This is a genomic window from Citrobacter sp. Cf132, from assembly GCF_030333885.1.
In the GTDB taxonomy this organism is placed as follows: Bacteria; Pseudomonadota; Gammaproteobacteria; order Enterobacterales; family Enterobacteriaceae; genus Citrobacter; species Citrobacter freundii.
In genome coordinates, this window is record NZ_JAOWFA010000038.1 from 26066 (window position 1) to 50804 (window position 24739).

A 24739-nucleotide genomic window follows, 5' to 3' on the forward strand; every position below is an offset into this window, starting at 1 on the left:
AAAAAATGCCGGGATGGCCCGGCATTTTGTGTGGATCACAAGAACGATTTAAACGGTAAATCCGGTTCAATGGTGAAGCAGTCATCAAAGCCGCGCGGATAGTGATATTCAAAGTTATCTTTGTCCAGCGGCCAGGTGAACTTGCCACCTACCTGCCAGATGAATGGCTTAAAGCCATACTTAAGGCGATCTTTTTTCATCTCCCACAGTACGCGGATCTCCTGTGGATCGGCCTGAAAGTTTGACCAGATATCATGATGGAAAGGGATCACCACTTTTGTATTCAGGGCCTCCGCCATACGCAGCATGTCAGAACTGGTCATTTTGTCCGTAATACCCCGTGGGTTCTCGCCGTAGGATCCGAGTGCGACGTCGATCTGGTGCTCGTTGCCATGCTTTGCATAGTAGTTGGAGTAGTGTGAGTCGCCGCTATGATAAAGCGTACCGCCCGGCGTTTTGAACAGATAGTTTACGGCGCGGGCATCCATACCATCCGGCAGCACGCCAGCGGCTTTTTGATCGGCGGGCAGGGTGATTAACGCAGTACGATCGAACGCATCAAGCGCATGAATTTCAATATCTTTCACTTTCACCACATCGCCTGGTTTTACCACGATGCAGCGCTCTTTTGGTACACCCCAACCGATCCACAGATCCACACAAGTCTGCGGTCCAATAAACGGCACGTCGTCGGCACAGTTCTGCATGACGGCTGCCGCAACATTTACGTCGATGTGATCGTTATGATCGTGTGTGGCCAGCACCGCATCGATCTGACGAATGGCAAACGGATCAAGAACAAACGGCGTGGTGCGCAGGTTTGGCTGCAGCTTCTTCACCCCTGCCATGCGTTGCATCTGGTGACCGGTTTTCATCAGCGGGTTACCGTGACTCTGTTTGCCCGTGCCGCACCAGAAATCGACGCAGACGTTAGTCCCGCCTTCCGACTTCAGCCAAATTCCGGTACAGCCGAGCCACCACATCGCGAAAGTACCTGGTGCGACCTGTTCCTGCTCGATCTCCTCATTCAGCCAGCTTCCCCACTCCGGGAATGTGCTCAGGATCCATGATTCACGCGTGATGCTTTTTACTTTACTCATCGCAATTACCTTCATGTTTGTTCAAGTTGAATCAAATTGTGATTTGTTTTGATTGATACTGACATCATTTTCTCAAGAAGGCAATGCGTTGATTTTTGGTGTTGATGAAAAATAGTTAACAAATTACAACATGACAAGATGGTTTATATGAAATGTATTTTTGTATTTTATTGTTTTAAATGGTTTTATTTTGAAGTGAATGAATTCGAAGTAAATCCACTCTGCAAGTAAGAGAATTATTTGCGTACTGCATCACATTTAATCAAATTCAATCTTGTTGTGATTACTTTTGAAAATTAGAGTGAGGGCACAACATCCTGGGCATCTGTAATGAATGTTCAGCAACTTCGTCTACTGGAGATCGTTATGGAGATCCTCTACAACATCTTTACCGTCTTTTTTAATCAGGTCATGACCAATGCACCGTTGCTGTTGGGTATTGTGACCTGCCTCGGCTACATCCTGTTGCGTAAAAGTGTCAGCGTTATTATCAAAGGCACGATCAAAACGATTATCGGTTTTATGTTATTGCAGGCAGGGTCGGGCATTCTGACCAGCACGTTTAAACCGGTAGTGGCGAAGATGTCCGAGGTTTACGGTATCAACGGTGCGATTTCCGATACCTATGCCTCCATGATGGCAACCATCGAACGTATGGGGGATGCCTATAGCTGGGTAGGGTACGCGGTACTGTTGGCGCTGGCGCTAAACATTTGTTACGTGCTGCTACGGCGGATTACCGGTATTCGTACCATCATGCTGACCGGGCACATCATGTTCCAGCAGGCGGGCCTGATCGCCGTCTCTTTCTACATCTTTGGCTATTCCATGTGGACCACCATCATCTGTACCGCGGTGCTGGTGTCGCTCTACTGGGGCATTACCTCCAATATGATGTACAAGCCGACCCAGGAAGTGACCGACGGCTGTGGTTTTTCCATCGGTCACCAGCAGCAGTTCGCCTCCTGGATTGCTTACAAAGTCGCGCCGTATCTGGGTAAGAAAGAGGAGAGCGTAGAAGATCTCAAGCTGCCAGGCTGGCTGAATATCTTCCATGACAACATCGTTTCTACCGCGATTGTGATGACCATCTTCTTCGGGGCGATCCTGCTCTCTTTCGGCATTGATGTGGTTCAGGCGATGGCGGGTAAAACCCACTGGACCGTGTATATCCTGCAAACCGGTTTTTCGTTTGCTGTCGCTATCTTCATCATCACCCAGGGCGTACGTATGTTCGTTGCTGAACTTTCAGAAGCGTTCAACGGTATCTCCCAACGTCTGATCCCGGGCGCGGTACTGGCCATCGACTGCGCGGCGATTTATAGCTTTGCTCCTAACGCGGTGGTCTGGGGCTTTATGTGGGGGACCATCGGACAACTGATTGCGGTGGGCATCCTTGTGGCCTGCGGCTCTTCCATTCTGATTATCCCAGGCTTTATCCCGATGTTCTTCTCGAACGCCACTATCGGCGTATTTGCTAACCACTTTGGCGGTTGGCGTGCAGCGCTCAAGATTTGCCTGGTGATGGGGATGATCGAAATCTTCGGCTGCGTCTGGGCGGTGAAGCTCACCGGTATGAGCGCCTGGATGGGCATGGCGGACTGGTCAATTCTGGCACCGCCGATGATGCAAGGCTTTGCCTCCATTGGCATCGTGTTTATGGCCGTCATTATTCTGATTGCACTGGCTTATATGTTTTTCGCAGGACGCACGTTGCGTGCTGAGGAAGACGCAGAAAAACAACTGGCAGAACACTCTGCTTAATAAGGAGTTCCGATTATGACCGTACGTATTCTGGCTGTGTGTGGCAATGGGCAGGGCAGTTCCATGATCATGAAAATGAAGGTGGACCAGTTTTTAACCCAGTCAAATATTGACCATACGGTAAACAGCTGCGCCGTGGGTGAATACAAAAGTGAACTGAGCGGAGCGGATATTATCATCGCCTCTACGCATATCGCCGGCGAGATTACCGTTTCTGGCAATAAATATGTCGTTGGCGTACGCAACATGCTGTCTCCTGCCGATTTTGGACCAAAACTGCTGGAAGTGATCAACGCGCATTTTCCGCAGGACGTGAAGTAAGGGGCGGCATATGAAATTACGTGACTCGCTGGCAGACAATAGTTCCATCCTTTTGCAAGCCGAGGCCAGTACCTGGCAGGAAGCGGTAAAGCTTGGCGTGGATCTGCTGGTTAAGGCTGATGTGGTTGAACCACGCTACTACCAGGCCATCCTTGATGGCGTTGAGCAGTTTGGCCCGTACTTTGTGATTGCGCCAGGCCTGGCGATGCCGCACGGCCGTCCGGAGGAAGGGGTCAAGAAAACCGGTTTTGCGCTGGTGACGCTGAAAACGCCGCTGGTGTTTAACCACGAAGATAACGACCCGGTCGATATTCTGATAACGATGGCGGCAGTTGATGCCAACACACATCAGGAAGTGGGCATCATGCAGATCGTGAATCTCTTTGATGACGAAGCCAATTTCGACCGTTTACGCGCCTGCCGCACCGCGCAGGAAGTGTTGGATTTAATTGATAACGCCACTGCGGCGGCTGTTTAAAAGGATACCAAAATGTCATTACCTATGTTGCAGGTTGCGCTGGATAACCAATCAATGTCTTCCGCGTATGAAACGACGCGTCTAATTGCCGAAGAGGTCGATATCATTGAGGTGGGCACTATTCTTTGTGTGGCAGAGGGCGTGCGCGCCGTTCGCGATCTGAAAGCGCTTTACCCACATAAAATTGTACTGGCGGATGCCAAAATTGCCGATGCGGGAAAAATCCTCTCCCGCATGTGTTTCGAAGCCAACGCTGACTGGGTTACCGTCATCTGCTGTGCCGATATCAACACCACCAAGGGTGCGCTGGAGGTGGCGAAAGAATTTAACGGTGATGTACAGATTGAACTGACTGGTTACTGGACCTGGGAGCAGGCGCAAGAGTGGCGTGACGCAGGGATTGGGCAAGTTGTATATCACCGCAGTCGTGATGCGCAGGCGGCGGGCGTGGCGTGGGGAGAAGCGGATATCAGCGCGATCAAGCGTCTGTCCGAGATGGGCTTTAAAGTCACCGTCACCGGCGGTCTGGCGCTGGAAGATCTGCCGCTGTTCCAGGGAATTCCGATTCACGTCTTTATTGCTGGCCGCAGTATTCGCGATGCCGCCTCTCCGGTGGAAGCGGCCCGTCAGTTCAAACGTTCTATCGCCCAACTGTGGGGATAAGGAGCGACTATGTTGTCGAAACAGGTCCCGCTCGGTATTTATGAAAAAGCACTCCCCGGCGGGGAGTGCTGGCTGGAACGCTTGCAACTGGCGAAGGAACTGGGCTTTGACTTTGTCGAAATGTCGGTTGATGAAACCGACACTCGCCTGGCGCGTCTTGACTGGAACCGGGAGCAGCGACTGGCGTTGGTGGCCGCTATCGCCGACACCGGGATACGGGTACCGTCCATGTGCCTGAGCGCTCATCGTCGTTTTCCGCTTGGTAGTGAAGATGATGCGGTACGCGAACAGGGGCTGGAGATCATGCGTAAAGCCATTCAGTTTGCGCAGGATATCGGTATTCGCGTTATTCAACTGGCGGGTTACGACGTTTATTACCAGCAGGCCAATAACGAAACGCGTCGTCGGTTTCGCGATGGGCTGAAAGAGAGCGTAGAGATGGCGAGCCGTGCACAGGTGACGCTGGCGATGGAAATCATGGATTATCCACTGATGAATTCGATCAGTAAGGCGCTGGGATACGCCCACTATCTCAACAATCCGTGGTTCCAGCTGTATCCCGATATTGGCAATTTATCGGCGTGGGATAACGACGTGCAGATGGAGCTGCAGGCGGGAATGGGCCATATAGTTGCCGTACACGTGAAAGATACCAAACCTGGCGTATTCAAAAATGTGCCGTTTGGTGAAGGGGTTGTCGATTTTGAACGTTGTTTTGCGACGCTCAAACAGAGTGGGTATTGCGGGCCATACTTGATTGAGATGTGGAGCGAAACGTCGGACGACCCGGCACGTGAAGTGGCGAAGGCGCGCGACTGGGTGAAAGCGCGTATGGCCAGCGCGGGCCTGGTGGAGGCAGTGTAATGCAAAAACGTAAACAGCAGGTTTTTGAGGCCAACATGGATCTGCCGCGCTACGGGCTGGTGACGTTTACCTGGGGTAACGTCAGCGCCATCGACCGCGAACGCGGGCTGGTGGTGATTAAGCCCAGCGGCGTCGACTACCAAACAATGACAGTGGATGACATGGTGGTTGTGGATCTGCACGGTAATGTGGTGGAGGGACGCTATCGTCCTTCTTCCGATACCGCCACCCATCTGGCGCTGTATCGCCGTTATTCCTCTCTCGGCGGCGTGGTGCATACCCACTCAACCCACGCGACGGCATGGGCGCAGGCAGGTCTGGCAATTCCTGCGCTCGGCACGACGCATGCTGACTACTTCTTTGGCGATATTCCCTGTACCCGGGCTTTAACTGAAGCTGAAGTTCAGGAGGAGTATGAACTTAATACCGGTAGGGTGATTATTGAAACGCTCGGGGAGGTGGAACCTTTACATACGCCTGGCGTAGTGGTGTACCAACATGGCCCGTTTGCCTGGGGCAAAGATGCTCACGACGCGGTACATAACGCTGTGGTGATGGAAGAGGTGGCAAAAATGGCATGGATTGCGCGTGGCATTAATCCGGCGCTCAGCACCATCGACAGTTACCTGATGAATAAGCACTTCATGCGTAAGCACGGCCCAAATGCCTATTACGGCCAGAAGTAAGAAAAAACGTTCCGGAGCCAACTCTTCATGGGGATGAGATCGGTCTGGCTTCGGGATTGTTTTGCAAAAAAAAGCCCCCAGTGAAGGGGGCAAGTCAAACTGTGGCAATGTTCTCGTTGGTTGTTTCTGGTGCTAGCGATAAATATCTGCACTGGCGTGCATATTTCCGTTACTACCGGGTTCCCTGGTGAGGATCACGTGATAGTAGGTTGCGCCTTGCGCATCGGTTTCTTCATTCAGGGCCTGAGTGGCTTCACTTTCAGTGGCGAAGTTATGATTTATGTAAATAACGCCTAAGCTCTGCACATCATCCATATTCCTGGCCTGATGATTGTCAATTTTGATGGCTGCCGTTGCATTTGCACTGAGCAAAAGTACAGCCAGAAGGGTCAAAACACGGGCTCGCATATGTACCTCCTCGACTGCGGTCTCTGGTTAGCTCTCTCCTGTGAGTGGATAACTTCTGATTTAATTTTAACCGCTGCCGGCGCAGTCGATAGCGACCATTTCTGATGCAGTTGTTCAAAAAATTACCGCAAAGCCATCTTTTCTTTAATTAACAATCAGCTGATGCCTTCCGCTACGGTTAAAAATACCTGCCTTACGCGCATAAGCTCTTACCAAATAGTCAATTTAATCGGGTGAGTACGCCGTTTATAGTGAGCCAGATAATTAATATAACTTTATGATAATTAGGCAAAAACTTATGGATACTTCATTCATGGATTTCAGCTATTTCGTGATTATGTTTATGGTCGCGCTGGTGGCTGGCTTTATTAACGTGGTGTCGGGCGGCGGTGGTTTTCTCTCTATTGGCGCTCTCTTAATTTCTGGTTTACCCCCGGCTAATGCGCTGGCAACCAATAAAATTCAGGCACTGGGTAGCTCGCTAACCTCCGGAATTTACTTTTTACGCCGGGGACATATTAATGTGCAGGAGCACAAATATGTCTTTTTATCTGCCTTTATCGGTTCTGCGATGGGCACAACGCTTATCCAGTTTATTGAACCGGACGTGTTGAAGAAACTGCTGCCGATCCTGATTATCGCGGTCGCTATCTACTTTATTTCTGCGCCTAATCTTAGCGAACCGAAAAGGAAGCAGCAGGTATCCCTGTTTCTCTTCTCGTTGATCTGCGGGGGAGGTATTGGGTTTTATGATGGTTTTCTCGGTGCCGGGGCCGGCTCCTTTTATACGCTCTGCTATATCCTGCTGTGGGGGTACAGTATCGATAAAGCGCAAATTCACTCGAATTTTATCAACCTGGCGTCGAATATTGCCTCGATTCTGTTCTTCATTTTCGGCGGTAAAATGATCTGGTCGCTGGGGCTGGTGATGTTTGCCGGGCAATCCCTTGGCGCACGTCTGGGTGCGACAGTCGTACTGACGCGCGGCAAGAAAGTCATCCGACCCATGATTGTCATCGTCTCTATTTGTATCAGCGTCAAAATGCTGCTGGATATGTATTAATGGCGACATGATAAATAATCGTACAAGCACCTTGAGTTTAACTGCTGACCCCAGTATTATGACGCGTCATTTTTCAGCCGACCTTTAACACGTTCCTTGCCTCCATGGGCCTCGGCTGACCCAGACAGGAGGCTGAATAATCCGTAAGGAGCAATTCGATGCGTCATTACGAAATCGTTTTTATGGTCCATCCTGACCAGAGCGAACAGGTTCCGGGTATGATCGAACGCTACACTGCTGCCATCACTGGTGCAGAAGGCACGATCCACCGTCTGGAAGACTGGGGCCGCCGTCAGCTGGCTTACCCGATCAACAAACTGCACAAAGCTCACTACGTTCTGATGAACGTTGAAGCGCCGCAGGAAGTGATCGATGAGCTGGAAACTACCTTCCGCTTCAACGATGCCGTTATCCGCAGCATGGTTATGCGTACTAAACACGCTGTTACCGAAGCATCTCCGATGGTTAAAGCGAAAGACGAGCGCCGTGAGCGTCGCGATGATTTCGCTAACGAAACCGCAGATGATGCTGAAGCTGGGGATTCTGAAGAGTAATTTCTGATGACCAACCGTCTGGCGTTGTCCGGCACCGTGTGCAGGGCTCCCCTTCGAAAGGTCAGTCCATCAGGAATTCCTCATTGCCAGTTCGTGCTTGAGCATCGTTCTGTGCAGGAGGAAGCCGGGTTTCACCGGCAGGCGTGGTGCCAAATGCCCGTTATTATTAGCGGACACGAAAACCAGGCCATTACTCACAGTATAACGGTCGGTAGCGCAGTGACCGTTCAGGGGTTCATCTCTTGCCACAAGGCAAAGAACGGCCTGAGCAAAATGGTTCTGCATGCCGAGCAGATTGAATTGATAGATTCTGGAGACTAGCCATATGGCACGTTATTTCCGTCGTCGCAAGTTCTGCCGTTTCACCGCGGAAGGCGTTCAAGAGATCGACTATAAAGATATCGCTACGCTGAAAAACTACATCACCGAAAGCGGTAAGATTGTCCCAAGCCGTATCACCGGTACCCGTGCAAAATACCAGCGTCAGCTGGCTCGCGCTATCAAACGCGCTCGCTACCTGTCTCTGCTGCCGTACACTGATCGTCATCAGTAATCGGTCACGGTCCATTAATACGACTTTGAGAGGATAAGGTAATGCAAGTTATTCTGCTTGATAAAGTAGCAAACCTGGGTAGCCTGGGTGATCAGGTTAACGTTAAAGCGGGCTATGCTCGTAACTTCCTGGTACCACAGGGTAAAGCTGTTCCTGCTACCAAGAAAAACGTTGAATTTTTCGAAGCGCGTCGCGCTGAGCTGGAAGCTAAACTGGCTGACGTTCTGTCCGCTGCTGAAGCTCGTGCTGAGAAAATCAACGCACTGGAAACCGTAACTATCGTGTCTAAAGCTGGCGACGAAGGTAAACTGTTCGGTTCCATCGGTACTCGCGACATCGCTGACGCTGTAACTGCAGCTGGCGTTGAAGTAGCTAAGAGCGAAGTTCGTCTGCCGAACGGCGTTCTGCGTACCACTGGTGAGCACGAAGTGAGCTTCCAGGTTCACAGCGAAGTGTTTGCTAAGCTGACTGTAAACGTAGTTGCAGAATAAGTTTTTATTCTGATGACCGCGTAAAAGCGCCGGCCCTGTGCCGGCGTTTTGCTTTTCTGTTCCCCCGCTTTTCTCTCTGGCTATTCTTTATCCTTTTCGGGATAATCACAAAAATAAAACATTATTTCAAAGTGGTGATGGAATGGAACCAACGCACCAACCTCTGTTTGCGCGTAAAAATGTTGTCTATCTGAGCGCGGCGTTCTGCTGCCTGCTGTGGGGGAGCGCCTATCCGGCGATCAAAAGCGGATATGAGATCTTCCAGATTGCCACGGATGACATTCCCTCAAAGATTGTCTTTGCCGGATATCGCTTTCTGTTTGCGGGAATATTGCTGCTAATGCTGGCGCTGGCACAGCGAAAACCGATTGGCCGGTTAAGCCCGCGTCAGTATGGGCAACTCACGCTGTTGGGGCTGACGCAAACCTCGCTGCAATACATCTTCTTCTATATCGGCCTGGCGTTCACGACGGGGGTGAAAGGGTCCATCATGAATGCGACCGGGACCTTCTTCAGCGTGCTGCTGGCCCATTTTATCTACCATAATGACAAATTGAGCTACAACAAAGCGCTGGGCTGTATCCTCGGCTTTGCTGGGGTGATGGTAGTGAACTTTAGCAGCGGAATGGATTTTAGTTTCAGCCTGTTAGGAGACGGTTCAGTAGTGATGGCGGCCTTTATTCTTTCTGCTGCCACGCTATATGGAAAACGTATTTCTCAGACGGTGGATCCGACGGTAATGACAGGGTACCAGTTGGGCGGTGGCGGTCTGGCGTTGGTTATCGGTGGTTACGCTTTTGGCGGCACGCTGACCGTACACGGCGCGTCTTCGGTGGCAATTCTGGGCTACCTGACGTTACTCTCTTCTGTCGCCTTTGCCTTGTGGAGTATTCTGCTCAAGCATAATCGTGTGGGAATGATTGCGCCGTTTAACTTCCTGATCCCGGTTTCGGGGGCGCTGCTGTCGGCGATATTCCTCGGCGAAAACATTCTCGAATGGAAATACGCACTGGCACTGGTGCTGGTCTGTTCGGGGATCTGGTGGGTGAATAAGGTGAAGCGCTGACGCTTCACCTTGATGCCTGATGGCGTCGCTTAACGGGCGCGAATAAAACTGCCGTTTGGCTGGCGGGTGAACAGAACCTGCTGGCCATTCCCGGTATCAATGGTTAATCCCGTCACCACGCCATTGGCATTCTGCCTGATCTGCACCATCTGACCGTCTTTCAGGTTGCTTAGCGGTTTTCCCGCGCCTTCAACCTGCGCCATTGCATACACATCGGTTGGCGGGAGGTTATGGTCACGGAAGACCTGGGCCAGCGTTTTGCCCGAGTCTACGCGATAAGAGCGCCACTGTTGCTCAATTCCGCTATCCTGTTGGAAAGGTTGCGTCTGCGGCTGAGATTGCTGAGCCTGCGGCTGCGCATCAGGTTCTCCTTCCTGGATTGGCTCTGGAGCAACCGGAGCGACCTGGCCGGGATCGTTTTGCGGGGCGACTAACTGTGCCTGTAGCTGAGCCTCGGTTGGTGGCTGCGACTGTGACTGTAAATCCAGCTGGGCAGTACGCGTCACCACAGGGGCATCGCTGGTGTCACTGGAAGGAAGCAGGAAACCTATCACCAGCACGATAGCAGCAATAATAATGCCGCGGCGGTGCATAGGCGGTAGCGGATCCATAATGCGAAAATTGTCCGGTGCATGCCAGATTTTCGCCAGGGTTGGTTTTAATTCAAAGCGCCCGGGCATGGCTTTCCTCCTGCTCCGCGTCTCGTTCCTCGATCATAGAGTATAGATGGCTAACGCTATGATGTTCGTCATATTACCCGCTTTCGTGACGTCAACGCGGGATATTCCTATTGTTTATGTTTCCTCGCGATTTGTCATCTGTTCCCGAGACAAAGTTTTACCGGATGCGGCATGGCTGATATGCTGCCCGCTACTTTACATCCGATGAAAGGAAATATGATGGCTAACCCGACTTTTGACACTATCGAAGCGCAAGCAAGCTACGGCATTGGTTTGCAGGTAGGACAACAGCTGAGCGAATCCGGACTGGAAGGACTGTTGCCTGAAGCGCTGGTAGCGGGTATCGCTGACGCGCTGGAAGGTAAGCACCCGGCAGTGCCGGTTGATGTTGTGCATCGCGCGCTGCGTGAAATCCATGAACGCGCTGATGCAGTACGTCGCGAACGCTTCCAGGCTATGGCGGCTGATGGCGTCAAATATCTGGAAGAAAACCGTGAGAAAGAGGGTGTGAACAGCACTGAATCCGGTTTGCAGTTCCGTGTTCTGACTCAGGGCGAAGGGGCTATTCCGGCGCGTACTGACCGCGTTCGCGTGCATTATACCGGTAAACTGATCGACGGTACCGTGTTTGACAGCTCTGTCGCACGTGGCGAACCGGCTGAATTCCCGGTTAACGGCGTAATCCCTGGCTGGATTGAAGCACTGACCCTGATGCCGGTAGGTTCGAAATGGGAACTGACTATTCCTCAGGAACTGGCTTACGGCGAGCGTGGTGCTGGCGCGTCCATTCCTCCGTTCAGCACGCTGGTGTTCGACGTTGAGCTGCTTGAGATCCTGTAAGCAGTGACTTCTGTTCCCCCCGAGGCCGGGGGGAGCAAAAAAATAGCGTGAAAAGCTATAGTTACGTCGTTGTCGATATTTTATCTTGCAAATGCCGCATCAGCGTGTATTTTTGTGAGCTGATTCGCGCTATCAGAGTGATATGACACTCACTTTAAACATTAAATTAACATTATATCTAAATCTTAGTATTCATCCCGCCAATTCTTACCTAATATCGATGAGTCCTGATAACAGGATCGTCGTATCATAGACACACTAAAGGCCGTAGAGCCTGAACAACACAGACAGGTACAGGAAGAAAAAACATGGTAGATCAGGTAAAAGTCGACACCGCTGAAGAGGCGTCGTCTGAACAGTCGCTACGGCGCAATCTCACAAACCGTCATATTCAACTTATTGCTATTGGTGGTGCTATCGGTACTGGCCTGTTTATGGGCTCCGGTAAAACCATCAGTCTCGCCGGACCGTCGATCATCTTTGTATATATGATCATCGGTTTTATGCTGTTTTTCGTGATGCGGGCAATGGGTGAATTGCTGCTCTCGAATCTGGAGTACAAATCGTTTAGTGATTTCGCCTCCGACCTGCTCGGGCCGTGGGCCGGGTATTTTACCGGCTGGACCTACTGGTTCTGCTGGGTCGTTACTGGGATGGCAGACGTTGTCGCGATTACCGCGTATGCGCAATTCTGGTTCCCCGAACTGTCAGACTGGGTCGCCTCGCTGGCGGTGATTGTGCTGCTGCTGAGCCTCAACCTCGCCACCGTAAAAATGTTCGGTGAGATGGAGTTCTGGTTTGCGATGATCAAAATCGTCGCCATCATCGGCCTGATTGTCGTCGGTCTGGTGATGGTGCTGACGCACTTCCAGTCGCCAACCGGCGTTCAGGCATCGTTCACGCATCTGTGGAATGACGGTGGCTGGTTCCCGAAAGGTCTGAGCGGCTTCTTTGCCGGCTTCCAGATAGCGGTGTTCGCGTTTGTGGGTATTGAGCTGGTGGGAACGACCGCTGCGGAAACCAAGGATCCTGAGAAATCTCTGCCGCGCGCCATTAACTCGATTCCAATCCGTATTATCATGTTCTACGTGTTCGCGCTGATCGTGATTATGTCCGTAACGCCGTGGAGCTCGGTAGTACCAACCAAGAGCCCATTCGTTGAACTGTTTGTGCTGGTTGGTCTGCCTGCTGCGGCGAGCCTGATCAACTTTGTGGTTCTGACTTCAGCTGCCTCTTCCGCAAACAGCGGCGTGTTCTCTACCAGCCGTATGCTGTTCGGCCTGGCGCAGGAAGGCGTTGCACCGAAAGCATTTGCCAAGCTGTCTAAACGCGCAGTTCCGGCGAAGGGGTTAACCTTCTCCTGTATCTGTCTGTTGGGCGGCGTGGTGATGCTGTACGTGAACCCGAGCGTGATTGGCGCGTTCACCATGATCACCACCGTGTCGGCGATTCTGTTCATGTTCGTCTGGACCATCATTCTTTGCTCGTACCTGGTGTACCGCAAGCAACGTCCTCACCTGCATGAAAAATCAATCTACAAGATGCCGTTAGGCAAGCTGATGTGCTGGGTATGTATGGCGTTCTTCGTCTTCGTACTGGTACTGCTGACGCTGGAAGATGATACCCGTCAGGCGTTGATGGTGACGCCGCTGTGGTTCATCGCGCTGGGTCTGGGCTGGTTGTTTATCGGTAAGAAACGTATGGCGGGTATGCGTTAAGCGTTGTCATATCGGACACAAAAAAGGCCACATAAGCAGTGGCCGAATTCGGACTTCAGGAAGGCGCTCTCGGGCGCCTTTTTTTATTCACCTGCGAGGGCACGCGGGAACAACACATTGTTTTCCAGGCTGATGTGTTCCATCAGGTCATCGATCATTTCGTTAATGCCGTTATACATGGCTTTCCAGGTGGTGCAGGCTTCTGGCGGCGGCGTCACGTTGTGGGTGATGTGTTTGATCACTTCCACCAGTTCACCCGCATCGTCATGTTCGCTTTCCATCACGCTGATTGGCCCCATCGCCTGACTACCCATGCCCTGTTTGATCATCGGGAACAGGATCTGCTCTTCTTTCATCATGTGGCTGGACAGCTCTTCATGCAGCATGGTCAGGTTTTTCGCCAGACCGCGCGGTACGTTCGGTTTGTCTGCGTGAACGCGTTCAACTTTTGTGGCCTGCAGGATCAGCTCCGGCAGCTGTTCGCGGTGTCTGTCGTGATAACGCACGATGATATGGTCGATGATTTCAGCCAGAGCCACGGTACGCCAGTCTTTCTCCAGCGGCTGTTCAGCCAGCTGCGCAAGCTGCGCCTCAATAACGTCTAAATCCAGCTCTTTACGCGCGGCAGCGCGTGCCAGCGTTTGCTTACCGCCGCAGCAGTAATCCATATCGTATTTACGAAACAGGGCCGAAGCGCGAGGAATAGAGAGCGCCAGTTCACCTAAAGGTTGATCGCGATAAGACATTGCCGTTACCTCATTCTCAATAATATAAGATGTATTTTAAATACAACTTATGGCGAAGGATATAACCCTTTCGGGGTGGGGTGATTTGTGATGAACGTCACGAAAATTTCTTATTTCGTTAAGGTGCTGAATCTTATTGGAAAGGTGAGGGGCGGCGAAAAAAGCGGCACGACAGGATTAAATAAGCGCACGCCGCTGCCGATAGTTAGACCTCAGACAATACCTGCATAATAAAAAGGCTACAGATGTTCAAACGAATCAAAGTGATAACCTTACTTATCACCGTGTTACTCGCCCTGAGCGCAATGCAGCTCATCTCCGCGGGCGTTTTTATTGGCGCACTCAATAACGATAAGCAGAACTTTAACGTGTCTCAACTTTCCAGCCAGAACGTGGCCGAGTTTACCGATGCGTGGATTAGCCTGAACCAGGCTCGCGTCACGCTCAACCGGGGCATGCTGCGTTTACAGGGAACGATGGCTAGCGAGATTAACGGCGGTCAGTTGAAGGAGCTGGTGAACACGGCAAATCGCCTGTTGGCCGAATCGAAAGAGCATTACGATAAATACTACGCTCTACCGGAAACGCCGGGGTTGGATGAGCATCTGGCCGATCGACTGGAAGAACAGTACGGCATCTATTCTGCGACGCTGGCAAAAATGAACGCGCTGCTGGCTGAAGGAAAGCTGGAAGAGATGTTCAAGCAGAACGCCGAGCAAAAGCAAACGGCCATGCAGGAAGTTTATCGGGAATGGCGTAGCGCGCAAACGGCGCTGGCCACTGCCGGAGTGCAGGACAATGAGAGTGACTACCAGAAGATAATCTGGCTGCTGTCCGCGGTGATGTTGATTGTCGTCACCGTGATTATCGCCAGTTGGCTGGCGATGCAGCGAGTGTTGCTCAAGCCGCTCCACGAGGTGATGGGACATATTCGCCATATTGCCGCAGGTGATTTGACTCACCGCATCAACGCCGATGGCAGTAATGAAATGGCGCTGCTGGCAGGCAACGTCCGCGACATGCAGCAGGCGCTGGCGAACACGGTCAGCGTGGTGCGTGACGGGGCTGACACCATCTATACCGGCGCGGGTGAAATTGCCGCTGGCAGTAACGATCTCTCGTCACGTACCGAACAGCAGGCCGCCTCTCTGGAGGAGACCGCAGCCAGCATGGAACAACTTACCGCAACCGTGAGACAGAACGCAGATAACGCGCGTCAGGCGACCAGCCTGGCAAAAAATGCTTCACAGACGGCGCAGAAAGGCGGAACCGTGGTTGATGGCGTGGTGCGTACGATGGATGAAATCGCCACCAGTTCCAGCAAAATTGCGCAAATTACCACTGTTATCGACGGCATTGCTTTCCAGACCAACATCCTGGCGCTGAACGCGGCGGTAGAAGCGGCGCGGGCTGGCGAACAGGGGCGTGGCTTTGCTGTAGTCGCAGGTGAGGTGCGTACGCTGGCGCAGCGTAGCGCTCAGGCGGCGAAAGAGATTAAGGCGCTGATTGATGACTCAGGGAATCGGGTCAATGCCGGTACGGCGCTGGTGCATGAAGCGGGTGAGACGATGGCGGAAATTGTCAGTGCCGTCACCCAGGTAACCGATATTATGGGTGAAATTGCGTCGGCCTCTGATGAACAGAGCCGGGGTATCGATCAGGTCGGTCAGGCGGTGGCTGAGATGGATCGCGTCACGCAGCAAAACGCCTCGCTGGTGGAGGAATCCGCTTCCGCCGCAGCCGCGCTCGAAGAGCAGGCCGCACGGTTGAACCAGACGGTGGCGGTGTTTAAAGTTTAACGTCTGCTCCGGCCTACAAGATATTATCCAGTAGGCCGGATAAGCGGAGCACCATCCGGCACATTATGATTGTGAAACCACCATGACGCTGGGTTTCTGCGGCTTGGCTCTGACGGCTATCACTACCCCAACCATCAGCAGCGTAATACCGCTTACCGTCAGCAACGGTGGAAATTCCTGGCGCAGTATAAAGGTGTACAGCAGGCCAGCCAGCGTTTCGAAGACAATCAACGGGCCGAGGATCACCGTCGGCAGCTTCTGGCTGGCGACGTTCCAGCACAGTGCGCCAACCCAAGAACACAATACCGCAATGGCTATCATCAGGCCGATAAACACGGCTGGACGCGGACCGAAGGGCAGAGCGAAGTCCGGCGTTTGCCCGTTCAGCCACAGGCAGGCGGCAATATAGCCGAGCAGAGAAACAGGCAGCGTTACCAGAGCCTGAGCCGTCGCCCACATCATCGGGTGCTTATCCGGATTCTCGCGCAGCCAGCGGGCATTACGCAGCGCATACCACGCCCAACACACCACCGAAATCAGCGCCAGTGCGATGCCAGAGCCATATCGCCAGCCGCTAAAGTCAGGGAGTCCCTGATTCAGCTCCGAGATATTCACGCACAGCAGGCCTATACCAATCAACACCAGCGCAGGCGACAAACGCCACCATGATAATTTGCCGTCACGCTGGCTGTAGAGGAGGTTAGCGAAGACCGGGATCACCACCGGCAATGTACCAATAATCATCGTGGAGACCGGTGCGCCGGTGCGCTGGATAGCGCTTGCCAGGCAAACGTAATAAATCAGATTCCCCATCATTGTTAGCGTCAGCGCAGTTACCCAGTCTTTCCGCCCGAGCTGACGCAGGCGCATACGTCCCAGCCAGGCAATCGGCAATGCGATCAGCCCCAGCGCCAGATAGCGCCCCATCGACTGCAATACCGCCGGGTATTCCGGTACGATCAGCGGTCCCACAAAAATTAATCCCCACATCAGCCCGGCCAGCAGGGCATACAACACACCGCTAATCATTTTTGATATCCACATCGCTTAACAATACGTCGAGTGTAGGCAGGAAAAATGCCGCCGTATTGTATGAGATTGCTGATCAACGCCGGACGACTTGTTTCTGATAACGCACTGGCGTAATGCCGTAGCGATGGGTAAACGCGCGGGTGAGATGCGACTGGTCGGTGAGGCCGGTTGCGGCGGCGACCTCTGCGGCGGGCATACCGCAAGTGAGAAAACCTTTGGCTCGCCACAGACGGATCGCCATCAACATCTGGTGCGGCGTGACGTGGAAATGAGATTTAAACTGGCGCTGAAAATGCCAGGGACTCAGCGATGCAACCCGCGCCAGCTCGTCGAGCGTGACCGGATGCATATAATTATCGTGCAGATACTCGCGTACTCGTTCAAAGCGATGAGCCCCCTCCGGCAGTACCGGTGCATGGCGGGCCAGCGGCTGGAACGTATCGATCAGATCGAGCAATAGTCCTTTTTGCGCCAGCGGATCTTCCGTGTTCCACAGGCCGTGGATCAGCGAGCAGATCTGGCGCGAGCGCAGCGGATCGTGACGCGTTACGTCATGAAACCACCAGTGGCGGATCCCAGTGACCTCTTCCAGAAGATCGGGCTCAAGATAAATCATCCGATAGCGCCAGCCATCGGCGGTTTCGGCCTCGCCGGTGTGCAGCTCATCGGGATTCATGGTTACGACGGAATGGGCGGGGGCCACGTACTGCGTGCCGCGATAACGAAAACGTTCGGCTCCGGCTTCTATCGCGCCAATGCCGAATGCTTCATGTGTGTGCGGCTCAAAGGCGTAACGTGAGATGTGCGCATGATACAGCTCTACGCCCGGCACCTGCGCCAGATGGCGAAAGCGGGCGCTGTCTTTCTCATCAATAAACTGCTCAGGTACACCTTGCACGTTTTCTCTCCCCACGCATCATCCTGTCATTATCAGAGAGGATGCGCGGGGATGCCACCACAATTAACTAATTTTTAACACTTACACGATGCCTTTGACGCTGTCAGCCAGCGAGGTGGTCGGGCGACCAATCAGTTTGCTTAGCGTATGGCTGTCGTCGAACAGACCGCCTTTGGAGGCGCCACTGTCTGAGTCAGCCAGCATGTCCGCCAGTCCGGCAGGCAGACCTACACCTTTTAGCGCGGCGGCAAAATCAGCTTCGCTCAGGTTCTGATACACCACTTTTTTACCACTCTGTTTTGCCAGTTCGGCAGCCAGCTGGCTCAGGGTCCAGCCTGCGTCGCCCGCCAGCTCATAGGTTTTACCGGCGTGACCGTCTTCACTGATGACGCGCGCGGCGGCAGCGGCATAGTCGGCGCGGGTCGCTGAGGCAATTTTGCCTTCACCTGCAGCCCCGATAAACACGCCATGTTCCAGAGCAGCCGGTGCGCTGGCGAGATAGTTTTCGGTGTACCAGCCGTTACGCAGTAGCACGTAGGCGATACCGGATTCAGCCAGCATCTGCTCGGTTGCCACATGCTCATCAGCCAGCCCCAGCGGGGAGGTGTCAGCGTGCAGCAGGCTGGTGTAGGCGATAAATTTCACGTGAGCGGCTTTCGCTGCGTTAATCACGTTGCGATGCTGTGGGGCACGTTGTCCCACTTCGCTGGAGGAGATCAGCAGTAGCTTGTCGATACCCTGTAAGGCAGTTGTAAAGGCGGCTTCATCGCTGTAATCCGCCTGACGAATGGTAATGCCCTGCTGACTAAGCGCCGTCGCTTTAGCGGGATTACGCACGATTGCCACAATCTGGCTGGCAGGAACGGTTTTCAGCAGAGATTCAATAACGTGTTGGCCCAGTTGGCCGGTGGCGCCGGTAATCGCGATCATGGGGTGACTCCTTGGTATTGGTCTTGTGTTTAATCACGCTAACACCTAAACTTACTTTTAGTAAGTACGTACAAAAAGGTTAGTATGAAAATGACAGCTTCGACGCTCTCCCAGCAGTTACGCGATGGCAACTTGTTTGCCGAACAGTGTCCCTCCCGCGAGGTGTTAAAACACGTCACCAGCCGATGGGGTGTATTGATTCTGGTGGCGCTGCGCGACGGTACGCACCGTTTCAGCGATTTGCGCCGTAAGATGGGCGGGGTCAGTGAAAAGATGCTGGCGCAATCTCTGCAGGCGCTGGAGCAGGACGGGTTTATCAACCGGGTATCGTATCCTGTCGTACCGCCGCATGTGGAGTATAGCCTGACGCAGTTGGGTGAGCAGGTGAGCGATAAAGTCGCCGCGCTGGCGGACTGGATAGAACTGAATTTGCCGCAGGTTTTAGCGCAGCGGGAAGAGCGGGCGGCGTAAAGTATTGCCGGATGGCGGATAACTCCTTATCCGGCCTACTGATTACTTCGACTCGTAGGCCGGATAAGACGCTATTGCGTCGCATCCGGCACGAAAATTACTTACTTAAATCCAGCTGGTAAATGGCGAAACCGATGTCATCGGTCGCGACTTTTTTCAGCGGATACTGGCCTTTCTCTTTAATAAACGCCGCGGCTTTATCAGACGGTGATGTTTCAAAGCGAATATCCAGTGGCGTATCGCTGTGAATTGGCGCCAGACGCCAGTTGTTATCTGCCGCCGGATGAATTTCACCGGCACGCTTCGTCTGTGCACCAATCCACGCGGCCAGCACCGAGCGGTTTTCATCCGGAGAAGCAAACGCGATGTGGTTGTCGCCGGTTCCGGCAAACTTACCGCCGTAGGCGCGGTAGTTGTTGGTCGCGACGAGGAAGGTAGCATTCGGATCGATTGGTTTGCCGTTAAAGGTCAGATTTTTAATACGTTCCGCTTTCGGATTAATGGTCTGACATTCCCCGTCGTAGCGGGCGGGTTGTGAAACATCAATCTGATAATTCACGCCATCAATCACGTCGAAATTATAGGTACGGAAGCCGTCCCAGTTAATCAACGACTGTGGTTTGCTGCTGTGGATATCAATCTGATTGAACTGCCCGGCGGAACATTCCAGCCACTCTTTCACCTCTTTACCGCTGGCTTTCACCACCACCAGAGTGTTGGGATAGAGATACAAATCAGCGGCGTTACGGAAGGTTAACTGGCCTTTTTCGACTTCTACAAAGCTTGCCGGATCGTTCTTACGCCCACCGACCTTAAACGGCGCGGCGGCGGAAAGTACCGGTAGTTTTGCCAGATCCGGATCGCCCTGAATAAAGTGTTCCACATAGGCTTTCTGCGCGTTGTTCACCACCTGTACGGTCGGATCATCCTGTACCAGCGCCAGATAGCTGTACATATTGTCGGCGGATTTACCGATCGGTTTGCTGACAAACTCACGCGTGGCGTCGTGATCGGCTTTCAGGATCTCAACGATTTTTTTGTCTTCTGCTGCCAGTGATTTTTTCGCTGCCGCGTCATAAATCGGACGTGCTTCGGCTTTCGCCTGGGTGACCTGCCATTTACCGCTGTTGTTATTCAGCACTAAATCCACCACCCCCAGATGATCGCCCCACATACCCGGCATCACCGCCGGAACGCCATTGAGCGTACCTTTTGTGATATCTGCACCTTTGATGTTGGCAAAGTCTTTACCGGGGAAAACGGCGTGAGCGTGACCAAACATAATGGCATCCACGCCCGGGACTTCACTGAGGTAATAAACGGAGTTTTCCGCCATGGTTTGATACGGGTCGGCAGAAAGCCCGGAGTGAGCAACTACCACCACGACATCGGCACCTTTTTCTCGCATTTCGGGAACGTATTTGCGTGCAGTTTCCGTAATGTCGTTCACCGTCACTTTACCGCTGAGGTTGGCTTTATCCCAGGTCATAATCTGCGGTGGCACAAAACCGATATAGCCAATCTTCAGCGTCTGCTTGTTCCCTTCTTTGTCGACAACCTCAGTGTCTTTGATCAGATAAGGCGTAAACAGCGGCTTTTTGGTCTTAACGTCGATGATATTGGCGTTAACGTAAGGGAACTTCGCCCCTGTCAGCGCGTTGTGCAGATACTCAAGGCCGTAGTTGAATTCATGGTTGCCGAGGTTACCCACCGCGTAATCCAGGGTATTCAGCGCCTTATATACCGGGTGAGTTTCGCCAGCTTTCAGCCCTTTGGCCGCCATGTAATCCCCGAGCGGGCTGCCCTGAATCAGATCGCCATTATCAACCAGCACGCTGTTTTTGACTTCTCCACGCGCAGCGTTGATAAGACTTGCCGTTCGTACCAGACCGAATTTTTCAGTCGGTGTGTCTTTGTAATAATCGAAATCCATCATATTGCTATGCAAATCAGTGGTTTCCATTATACGCAGATCGACGGTCGCGGCATTGACGCTGGCTGCAATCAGCGTTGCCAGAAGCGTTGCACTAAACTTAATCATCAGGGGCATCCTTTTAAGATCTAAGCCACAAAAGAAAATGTATATAAATCTTCTTGCTTACAGAACTGTGAATCATGACATGAATATAGCGTTTAAAACCGCAGACGCTATCACAGTTGGCGGATCCCCTGACGATCGGGTATAAGTAAAACAACGAGTTAACACCACTGACAGAAACGAGGTGGAGAATGCTAGAACATGTATGCCAGCTTGCACGGAACGCGGGCGATGCCATTATGCAGGTCTACGATGGAATCAAACCGATGGAGATTACCAGCAAGCAGGATGATTCTCCGGTCACGGCGGCGGATATCGCCGCGCACAAGGTTATCCTCGAGGGATTACTGGCGCTGACGCCGGATATTCCCGTCCTGTCTGAAGAAGCGCCTCCTGGCTGGGATGTCCGCCAGCACTGGCAGCGCTACTGGCTGGTGGACCCGCTGGACGGGACCAAAGAGTTCATTAAGCGTAACGGTGAATTTACGGTCAATATTGCGCTGATCGAAAAGGGAAAGCCGGTTCTGGGCGTGGTTTACGCGCCGGTAATGAAAGTGATGTACAGCGCAGCAGAAGGTAAAGCGTGGAAAGAAGAGTGCGGCGTACGTAAACAAATTCAGGTTCGTGACGCGCGTCCGCCGCTGGTGGTCATTAGCCGCTCGCATGCCGATAATGAGTTAAAAGAGTATCTGCAACAGTTGGGCGAGCACCAGACCACGTCGATTGGCTCATCGTTGAAGTTCTGCCTGGTGGCGGAAGGGCACGCACAGCTGTATCCGCGTTTTGGGCCCACTAACGTATGGGACACCGCCGCGGGCCACGCTGTTGCCGCCGCAGCCGGGGCGCACGTTCACGACTGGCAGGGGAAACCTCTGGATTACACCCCACGTGAATCGTTCCTCAACCCCGGCTTCCGCGTTTCTATTTACTGAGCAATTTGTGCAGCAGGGCAATTACCTGCTGCACCTCTTCCTGCGTTAATGCGCCATCTTTTGCCCACTGCACGCGTCCGTCCTTATCGAGTACGACGATAGCGGAGCTCTCTTCATCCAGTTGCCAGGCTTTACGCGCAATGCCATTGCTGTCGACAATGAATTGCGACCACGGGTAGAGCTTCTTATTGCTCTCCAGACTGCTGCGCACAAACATACCGGAGCCGGGGATGGCGTCATCTGTGTTGACGATAGTGGTGGTCTGATATTTGTCGTGCGGCAGGTTGGCGGCTTTGATTGCCTCGATCAGTGTCGCATTTTTCTCTTTGGCGGAGGTGCGTCCGGCAATGTGTTGCACAATTCGCACTTTCCCAGGCAATTGCGCGCTATTCCAGCTTTTGTAGCTAAACTTATCGTTATCGAGAATCAGTTCGCCGCGATCGGCGATCCCCACCGGTGGTACGCGTTGGTCAGTCTCAAACTTATGTGCGGAGGCAATCATCGGCAGCAGCAGAAACGACAGCGCCAGCAGTTTTCGTAAGGTCATAGGTTTTCCTTCTTTCTTTTATTTTGCAGGTGATCCGACCACTTGGGTCTGGAATTTAATCATATGTGCGATTGATGCTTTTTCCCGCAAGCGCGATGCCAGTTTGCGGACGGGCGCACAAATCCTGCGAAAAATGAAGGCTTATACTGAAGACAGCGAAGCGTTGAAAAGATAATTCTGAATAATTGTAACCTGAAGGTAAATAAACTTATACACGCTGGAAACATCAACGAGATAGTCTATAGTCATAGGGCATTAAAATTTGCGCCTGAGGATTGTCGGACCGATTGTGGTACCGCAAAGGCGTAATGCTCAGCAGGAGACAACAATGAAAATTTTCCAACGATACAACCCGCTGCAGGTGGCGAAGTACGTGAAGATCCTGTTTCGTGGACGGTTATATATCAAGGATGTAGGCGCTTTTGAATTTGATAAGGGTAAGATTCTTATCCCAAAAGTGAAGGACAAGCTGCATTTTTCCGTGATGTCCGAAGTTAACCGTCAGGTCTTGCGTCTGCAAACTGAGATGGCTTGATCAAGTGCTATGCAGTAGTTAAAAAAACGGCTCCTGGACAGGAGCCGTTGATGTTTCTGTAAGGCGTTACGACGCCTTTGCCTCTTCTTTTGCATCTGGCAGTTTTGGTACCAGAACTGTAGGTTTGCTGTCCAGACGCGTCACCAGCAGCTGATCGATCTTGTAGTTATCGATATCCACCACTTCAAATTTGTAGCCAGAATACTTCACCGAGTCGGTGCGTTTCGGGATTTTACGCAGCATGAACATCATAAAGCCGCCGATGGTTTCATAGTTGCCGGACTGCGGGAACTCGTCGATATCCAGCACGCGCATAACGTCATCAATCGGCGTACCGCCATCAACCAACCATGAGTTCTCATCACGCGCCACAATCTGCTCTTCCAGACCCTGGCCAACTAAATCACCCATCAGCGTGGTCATCACGTCGTTGAGCGTGATAATCCCTACCACCAGCGCGTACTCGTTCATGATGACGGCAAAGTCTTCGCCTGCGGTTTTGAAGCTTTCCAGTGCTTCAGAGAGCGTCAGCGTGTCCGGGACGATCAGCGTATTGCGGATCTGTACGCCGCTGTTCAGCGCCATGCTTTGGTTCGCCAGTACGCGGTTGAGGAGATCCTTTGAATCGACATAACCAATGATGTGGTCGATATCTTCGTTACACACCAGGAATTTGGAGTGCGGATGTTCCGCCACCTTGTTCTTCAGGCTTTGCTCATCTTCATGGAGATCGAACCAGATAATATTCTCGCGCGAGGTCATTGAAGACGGGACGGTACGCGATTCCAGTTCGAACACATTTTCAATCAGCTCATGCTCCTGTTTGCGCAGAACACCTGCCAGCGCACCGGCTTCGACCACGGCGTAAATGTCGTCTGAGGTGATGTCATCTTTTCGCACCATTGGGATCTTAAACAGACGGAAAATGTTGTTTGCCAGACCGTTAAAGAACCACACCAGCGGGCGGAAGACCAGCAGGCAGAAGCGCATCGGGTTGATGATACGCAAAGCCACAGCTTCTGGCGCAATCATACCGATGCGTTTCGGGGTTAAATCCGCGAACAGGATGAACAGGCCAGTAACCAGCGAGAATGACAGAATAAAGCTTAACTGTTCGGACAGCTCTGGAGCGAAGTATTTTGAGAACAGGCTGTGAAAAGCCGGGGAGAATGCCGCATCACCGACGATACCGCCGAGAATGGCGACCGCGTTAAGGCCAATTTGCACGACGGTAAAAAACATGCCGGGGTTTTCCTGCATCTTCAAAACACGTTGTGCGTTTACGTTGCCTTCATCGGCAAGCAGTTTAAGTTTTATTTTGCGTGATGCAGCAAGCGAGATCTCAGATATCGAGAAAAACGCACTCACGGCGATCAGGCAGAGAATGACTAAAATACTGTTTAACATATCTTATCCGACCGTTCAGGTCAGATCCTCGGAAGGGAGAAGTTGATACTCGTCGTCTTTCAAGCTGCAGGTGCGTTAGCTGCACTCATTCACCCCAGTCACATAGTTATCTATGCTCCTGGGGATTCACGAGTTTGCCGCCTGCCTGCAACTCG

Annotated in this window: 28 protein-coding genes; 18 read left to right on the forward strand and 10 right to left on the reverse strand. The window is 52.4% G+C overall.

The window, feature by feature from the left end; translation table 11 throughout:
• Positions 1-35: 35 nt before the first annotated feature.
• The gene (gene ulaG / locus OGV85_RS04160) at positions 36-1100 is read right to left on the reverse strand and encodes an L-ascorbate 6-phosphate lactonase (RefSeq protein WP_003025649.1); all 1065 of its coding nucleotides are present in this window, start codon (positions 1098-1100) and stop codon (positions 36-38) included.
• A gap of 366 nt (positions 1101-1466) precedes the next feature.
• Here ulaG and ulaA point away from each other — a divergent pair, with 366 nt between their 5' ends.
• Genes ulaA through OGV85_RS04190 form a run of 6 tightly spaced genes read left to right on the forward strand, consistent with a single transcriptional unit; the run spans position 1467 to position 5876 of the window.
• Entirely contained in the window at positions 1467-2864 is a 1398-nt protein-coding gene (gene ulaA, locus OGV85_RS04165; RefSeq protein WP_003025652.1) for a PTS ascorbate transporter subunit IIC, read from the forward strand.
• 15 nt (positions 2865-2879) lie between these two features.
• Positions 2880-3185, forward strand: a complete 306-nt coding sequence (gene ulaB / locus OGV85_RS04170; protein WP_016151426.1) for a PTS ascorbate transporter subunit IIB — start codon at positions 2880-2882, stop codon at positions 3183-3185.
• 10 nt (positions 3186-3195) lie between these two features.
• Complete coding sequence (ulaC, locus tag OGV85_RS04175) at positions 3196-3663, forward strand: PTS ascorbate transporter subunit IIA (protein WP_003025658.1); 468 nt, start codon at positions 3196-3198, stop codon at positions 3661-3663.
• A 12-nt stretch (positions 3664-3675) separates the two neighbouring features.
• Positions 3676-4326, forward strand: coding sequence for a 3-keto-L-gulonate-6-phosphate decarboxylase UlaD (gene ulaD, locus OGV85_RS04180; protein ID WP_003025660.1), 651 nt, complete (start codon positions 3676-3678; stop codon positions 4324-4326).
• Positions 4327-4335: 9 nt separating this feature from the next.
• Complete coding sequence (locus tag OGV85_RS04185) at positions 4336-5190, forward strand: L-ribulose-5-phosphate 3-epimerase (protein WP_003025663.1); 855 nt, start codon at positions 4336-4338, stop codon at positions 5188-5190.
• Positions 5190-5876 carry an L-ribulose-5-phosphate 4-epimerase gene (locus tag OGV85_RS04190; RefSeq protein ID WP_061547578.1) on the forward strand — a complete coding sequence of 229 codons (687 nt, stop codon included), beginning with the start codon at positions 5190-5192 and terminating at the stop codon, positions 5874-5876. The genes OGV85_RS04185 and OGV85_RS04190 overlap by 1 nt, the downstream gene beginning before the upstream one ends.
• Positions 5877-6008: 132 nt before the next feature.
• Here OGV85_RS04190 and yjfY read toward each other — a convergent pair whose 3' ends face one another.
• Entirely contained in the window at positions 6009-6284 is a 276-nt protein-coding gene (gene yjfY / locus OGV85_RS04195; RefSeq protein ID WP_003025668.1) for a DUF1471 family protein YjfY, read from the reverse strand.
• Positions 6285-6582: 298 nt separating this feature from the next.
• Here yjfY and OGV85_RS04200 point away from each other — a divergent pair, with 298 nt between their 5' ends.
• The 6 genes from OGV85_RS04200 (at position 6583) to OGV85_RS04225 (ending at position 10011) form a co-directional block, all read left to right on the forward strand.
• On the forward strand, positions 6583-7347 hold the full coding sequence (locus OGV85_RS04200) for a TSUP family transporter (RefSeq protein ID WP_003025670.1): 765 nt from the start codon (positions 6583-6585) through the stop codon (positions 7345-7347).
• 158 nt (positions 7348-7505) lie between these two features.
• Positions 7506-7901, forward strand: coding sequence for a 30S ribosomal protein S6 (gene rpsF, locus OGV85_RS04205; protein ID WP_003025672.1), 396 nt, complete (start codon positions 7506-7508; stop codon positions 7899-7901).
• Positions 7902-7907: 6 nt separating this feature from the next.
• Positions 7908-8222, forward strand: coding sequence for a primosomal replication protein N (gene priB / locus OGV85_RS04210; RefSeq protein ID WP_003025674.1), 315 nt, complete (start codon positions 7908-7910; stop codon positions 8220-8222).
• A 4-nt stretch (positions 8223-8226) separates the two neighbouring features.
• Positions 8227-8454, forward strand: a complete 228-nt coding sequence (gene rpsR, locus OGV85_RS04215) for a 30S ribosomal protein S18 (RefSeq protein ID WP_000135199.1) — start codon at positions 8227-8229, stop codon at positions 8452-8454.
• A gap of 41 nt (positions 8455-8495) precedes the next feature.
• Positions 8496-8945: a 50S ribosomal protein L9 gene (rplI, locus tag OGV85_RS04220; protein WP_061547577.1), complete on the forward strand. Its 450-nt coding sequence runs from the start codon at positions 8496-8498 to the stop codon at positions 8943-8945.
• 142 nt (positions 8946-9087) lie between these two features.
• On the forward strand, positions 9088-10011 hold the full coding sequence (locus tag OGV85_RS04225; protein ID WP_003839516.1) for a DMT family transporter: 924 nt from the start codon (positions 9088-9090) through the stop codon (positions 10009-10011).
• A 29-nt stretch (positions 10012-10040) separates the two neighbouring features.
• Here the strand turns inward: OGV85_RS04225 and OGV85_RS04230 are convergent, their stop codons facing one another.
• Entirely contained in the window at positions 10041-10691 is a 651-nt protein-coding gene (locus OGV85_RS04230; protein WP_003025681.1) for a LysM-like peptidoglycan-binding domain-containing protein, read from the reverse strand.
• A gap of 219 nt (positions 10692-10910) precedes the next feature.
• Between OGV85_RS04230 and bamJ the strand changes: the two genes are divergently transcribed.
• Positions 10911-11531, forward strand: coding sequence for a BamJ family beta-barrel-assembly machinery protein (bamJ, locus tag OGV85_RS04235; RefSeq protein ID WP_003025685.1), 621 nt, complete (start codon positions 10911-10913; stop codon positions 11529-11531).
• A 308-nt stretch (positions 11532-11839) separates the two neighbouring features.
• The gene (gene cycA, locus OGV85_RS04240) at positions 11840-13249 is read left to right on the forward strand and encodes a D-serine/D-alanine/glycine transporter (RefSeq protein ID WP_003025688.1); all 1410 of its coding nucleotides are present in this window, start codon (positions 11840-11842) and stop codon (positions 13247-13249) included.
• Between the two features lie 83 nt (positions 13250-13332).
• Here cycA and ytfE read toward each other — a convergent pair whose 3' ends face one another.
• Positions 13333-13995, reverse strand: coding sequence for an iron-sulfur cluster repair protein YtfE (ytfE, locus tag OGV85_RS04245; protein WP_003025690.1), 663 nt, complete (start codon positions 13993-13995; stop codon positions 13333-13335).
• A gap of 245 nt (positions 13996-14240) precedes the next feature.
• Here ytfE and OGV85_RS04250 point away from each other — a divergent pair, with 245 nt between their 5' ends.
• The gene (locus OGV85_RS04250) at positions 14241-15794 is read left to right on the forward strand and encodes a methyl-accepting chemotaxis protein (protein WP_061547576.1); all 1554 of its coding nucleotides are present in this window, start codon (positions 14241-14243) and stop codon (positions 15792-15794) included.
• 63 nt (positions 15795-15857) lie between these two features.
• Here OGV85_RS04250 and OGV85_RS04255 read toward each other — a convergent pair whose 3' ends face one another.
• From OGV85_RS04255 to OGV85_RS04265, 3 genes are all read right to left on the reverse strand, one after another.
• Positions 15858-16823 carry a DMT family transporter gene (locus OGV85_RS04255; protein WP_057063031.1) on the reverse strand — a complete coding sequence of 322 codons (966 nt, stop codon included), beginning with the start codon at positions 16821-16823 and terminating at the stop codon, positions 15858-15860.
• 76 nt (positions 16824-16899) lie between these two features.
• Positions 16900-17724 carry an AraC family transcriptional regulator gene (locus OGV85_RS04260; protein ID WP_003025695.1) on the reverse strand — a complete coding sequence of 275 codons (825 nt, stop codon included), beginning with the start codon at positions 17722-17724 and terminating at the stop codon, positions 16900-16902.
• Between the two features lie 81 nt (positions 17725-17805).
• A complete protein-coding gene (locus OGV85_RS04265) occupies positions 17806-18654 on the reverse strand; it encodes an SDR family oxidoreductase (protein ID WP_057063032.1) in 849 nt (282 codons plus the stop codon).
• Positions 18655-18744: 90 nt separating this feature from the next.
• On the opposite strand from OGV85_RS04265, the gene OGV85_RS04270 reads away from it, so the two are divergent.
• Positions 18745-19125: a winged helix-turn-helix transcriptional regulator gene (locus tag OGV85_RS04270; protein ID WP_003839526.1), complete on the forward strand. Its 381-nt coding sequence runs from the start codon at positions 18745-18747 to the stop codon at positions 19123-19125.
• A 97-nt stretch (positions 19126-19222) separates the two neighbouring features.
• Here the strand turns inward: OGV85_RS04270 and cpdB are convergent, their stop codons facing one another.
• Positions 19223-21166 carry a 2',3'-cyclic-nucleotide 2'-phosphodiesterase gene (cpdB, locus tag OGV85_RS04275; RefSeq protein ID WP_100245745.1) on the reverse strand — a complete coding sequence of 648 codons (1944 nt, stop codon included), beginning with the start codon at positions 21164-21166 and terminating at the stop codon, positions 19223-19225.
• A 188-nt stretch (positions 21167-21354) separates the two neighbouring features.
• Between cpdB and cysQ the strand changes: the two genes are divergently transcribed.
• Positions 21355-22095: a 3'(2'),5'-bisphosphate nucleotidase CysQ gene (gene cysQ / locus OGV85_RS04280; protein WP_003025705.1), complete on the forward strand. Its 741-nt coding sequence runs from the start codon at positions 21355-21357 to the stop codon at positions 22093-22095.
• Here cysQ and OGV85_RS04285 read toward each other — a convergent pair.
• On the reverse strand, positions 22085-22642 hold the full coding sequence (locus OGV85_RS04285) for a YtfJ family protein (protein ID WP_003025707.1): 558 nt from the start codon (positions 22640-22642) through the stop codon (positions 22085-22087). The two genes, cysQ and OGV85_RS04285, sit on opposite strands and share 11 nt — an antisense overlap.
• 328 nt (positions 22643-22970) lie before the next feature.
• On the opposite strand from OGV85_RS04285, the gene OGV85_RS04290 reads away from it, so the two are divergent.
• On the forward strand, positions 22971-23177 hold the full coding sequence (locus OGV85_RS04290; RefSeq protein WP_003025710.1) for a DUF1107 domain-containing protein: 207 nt from the start codon (positions 22971-22973) through the stop codon (positions 23175-23177).
• A 66-nt stretch (positions 23178-23243) separates the two neighbouring features.
• Here OGV85_RS04290 and paeA read toward each other — a convergent pair whose 3' ends face one another.
• Positions 23244-24584, reverse strand: coding sequence for a polyamine export protein PaeA (gene paeA / locus OGV85_RS04295; RefSeq protein WP_048219853.1), 1341 nt, complete (start codon positions 24582-24584; stop codon positions 23244-23246).
• Positions 24585-24739: the final 155 nt, after the last annotated feature.

Bases quoted from the DNA above. Each gene is read 5' to 3' on its own strand.
- cysQ (WP_003025705.1), top strand. From the start codon at position 21,355: ATGCTAGAACATGTATGCCAGCTTGCACGGAACGCGGGCGATGCCATT.
- paeA (WP_048219853.1), bottom strand. From the start codon at position 24,584: ATGTTAAACAGTATTTTAGTCATTCTCTGCCTGATCGCCGTGAGTGCG.
- OGV85_RS04250 (WP_061547576.1), top strand. From the start codon at position 14,241: ATGTTCAAACGAATCAAAGTGATAACCTTACTTATCACCGTGTTACTC.
- rpsR (WP_000135199.1), top strand. From the start codon at position 8,227: ATGGCACGTTATTTCCGTCGTCGCAAGTTCTGCCGTTTCACCGCGGAA.
- OGV85_RS04190 (WP_061547578.1), top strand. From the start codon at position 5,190: ATGCAAAAACGTAAACAGCAGGTTTTTGAGGCCAACATGGATCTGCCG.
- yjfY (WP_003025668.1), bottom strand. From the start codon at position 6,284: ATGCGAGCCCGTGTTTTGACCCTTCTGGCTGTACTTTTGCTCAGTGCA.
- priB (WP_003025674.1), top strand. From the start codon at position 7,908: ATGACCAACCGTCTGGCGTTGTCCGGCACCGTGTGCAGGGCTCCCCTT.
- OGV85_RS04290 (WP_003025710.1), top strand. From the start codon at position 22,971: ATGAAAATTTTCCAACGATACAACCCGCTGCAGGTGGCGAAGTACGTG.
- OGV85_RS04270 (WP_003839526.1), top strand. From the start codon at position 18,745: ATGACAGCTTCGACGCTCTCCCAGCAGTTACGCGATGGCAACTTGTTT.
- OGV85_RS04285 (WP_003025707.1), bottom strand. From the start codon at position 22,642: ATGACCTTACGAAAACTGCTGGCGCTGTCGTTTCTGCTGCTGCCGATG.
- bamJ (WP_003025685.1), top strand. From the start codon at position 10,911: ATGGCTAACCCGACTTTTGACACTATCGAAGCGCAAGCAAGCTACGGC.
- ulaD (WP_003025660.1), top strand. From the start codon at position 3,676: ATGTCATTACCTATGTTGCAGGTTGCGCTGGATAACCAATCAATGTCT.
- ytfE (WP_003025690.1), bottom strand. From the start codon at position 13,995: ATGTCTTATCGCGATCAACCTTTAGGTGAACTGGCGCTCTCTATTCCT.
- OGV85_RS04230 (WP_003025681.1), bottom strand. From the start codon at position 10,691: ATGCCCGGGCGCTTTGAATTAAAACCAACCCTGGCGAAAATCTGGCAT.
- ulaC (WP_003025658.1), top strand. From the start codon at position 3,196: ATGAAATTACGTGACTCGCTGGCAGACAATAGTTCCATCCTTTTGCAA.
- rplI (WP_061547577.1), top strand. From the start codon at position 8,496: ATGCAAGTTATTCTGCTTGATAAAGTAGCAAACCTGGGTAGCCTGGGT.
- ulaA (WP_003025652.1), top strand. From the start codon at position 1,467: ATGGAGATCCTCTACAACATCTTTACCGTCTTTTTTAATCAGGTCATG.
- OGV85_RS04255 (WP_057063031.1), bottom strand. From the start codon at position 16,823: ATGATTAGCGGTGTGTTGTATGCCCTGCTGGCCGGGCTGATGTGGGGA.
- OGV85_RS04200 (WP_003025670.1), top strand. From the start codon at position 6,583: ATGGATACTTCATTCATGGATTTCAGCTATTTCGTGATTATGTTTATG.
- cycA (WP_003025688.1), top strand. From the start codon at position 11,840: ATGGTAGATCAGGTAAAAGTCGACACCGCTGAAGAGGCGTCGTCTGAA.
- OGV85_RS04185 (WP_003025663.1), top strand. From the start codon at position 4,336: ATGTTGTCGAAACAGGTCCCGCTCGGTATTTATGAAAAAGCACTCCCC.
- ulaB (WP_016151426.1), top strand. From the start codon at position 2,880: ATGACCGTACGTATTCTGGCTGTGTGTGGCAATGGGCAGGGCAGTTCC.
- ulaG (WP_003025649.1), bottom strand. From the start codon at position 1,100: ATGAGTAAAGTAAAAAGCATCACGCGTGAATCATGGATCCTGAGCACA.
- rpsF (WP_003025672.1), top strand. From the start codon at position 7,506: ATGCGTCATTACGAAATCGTTTTTATGGTCCATCCTGACCAGAGCGAA.
- cpdB (WP_100245745.1), bottom strand. From the start codon at position 21,166: ATGATTAAGTTTAGTGCAACGCTTCTGGCAACGCTGATTGCAGCCAGC.
- OGV85_RS04265 (WP_057063032.1), bottom strand. From the start codon at position 18,654: ATGATCGCGATTACCGGCGCCACCGGCCAACTGGGCCAACACGTTATT.
- OGV85_RS04225 (WP_003839516.1), top strand. From the start codon at position 9,088: ATGGAACCAACGCACCAACCTCTGTTTGCGCGTAAAAATGTTGTCTAT.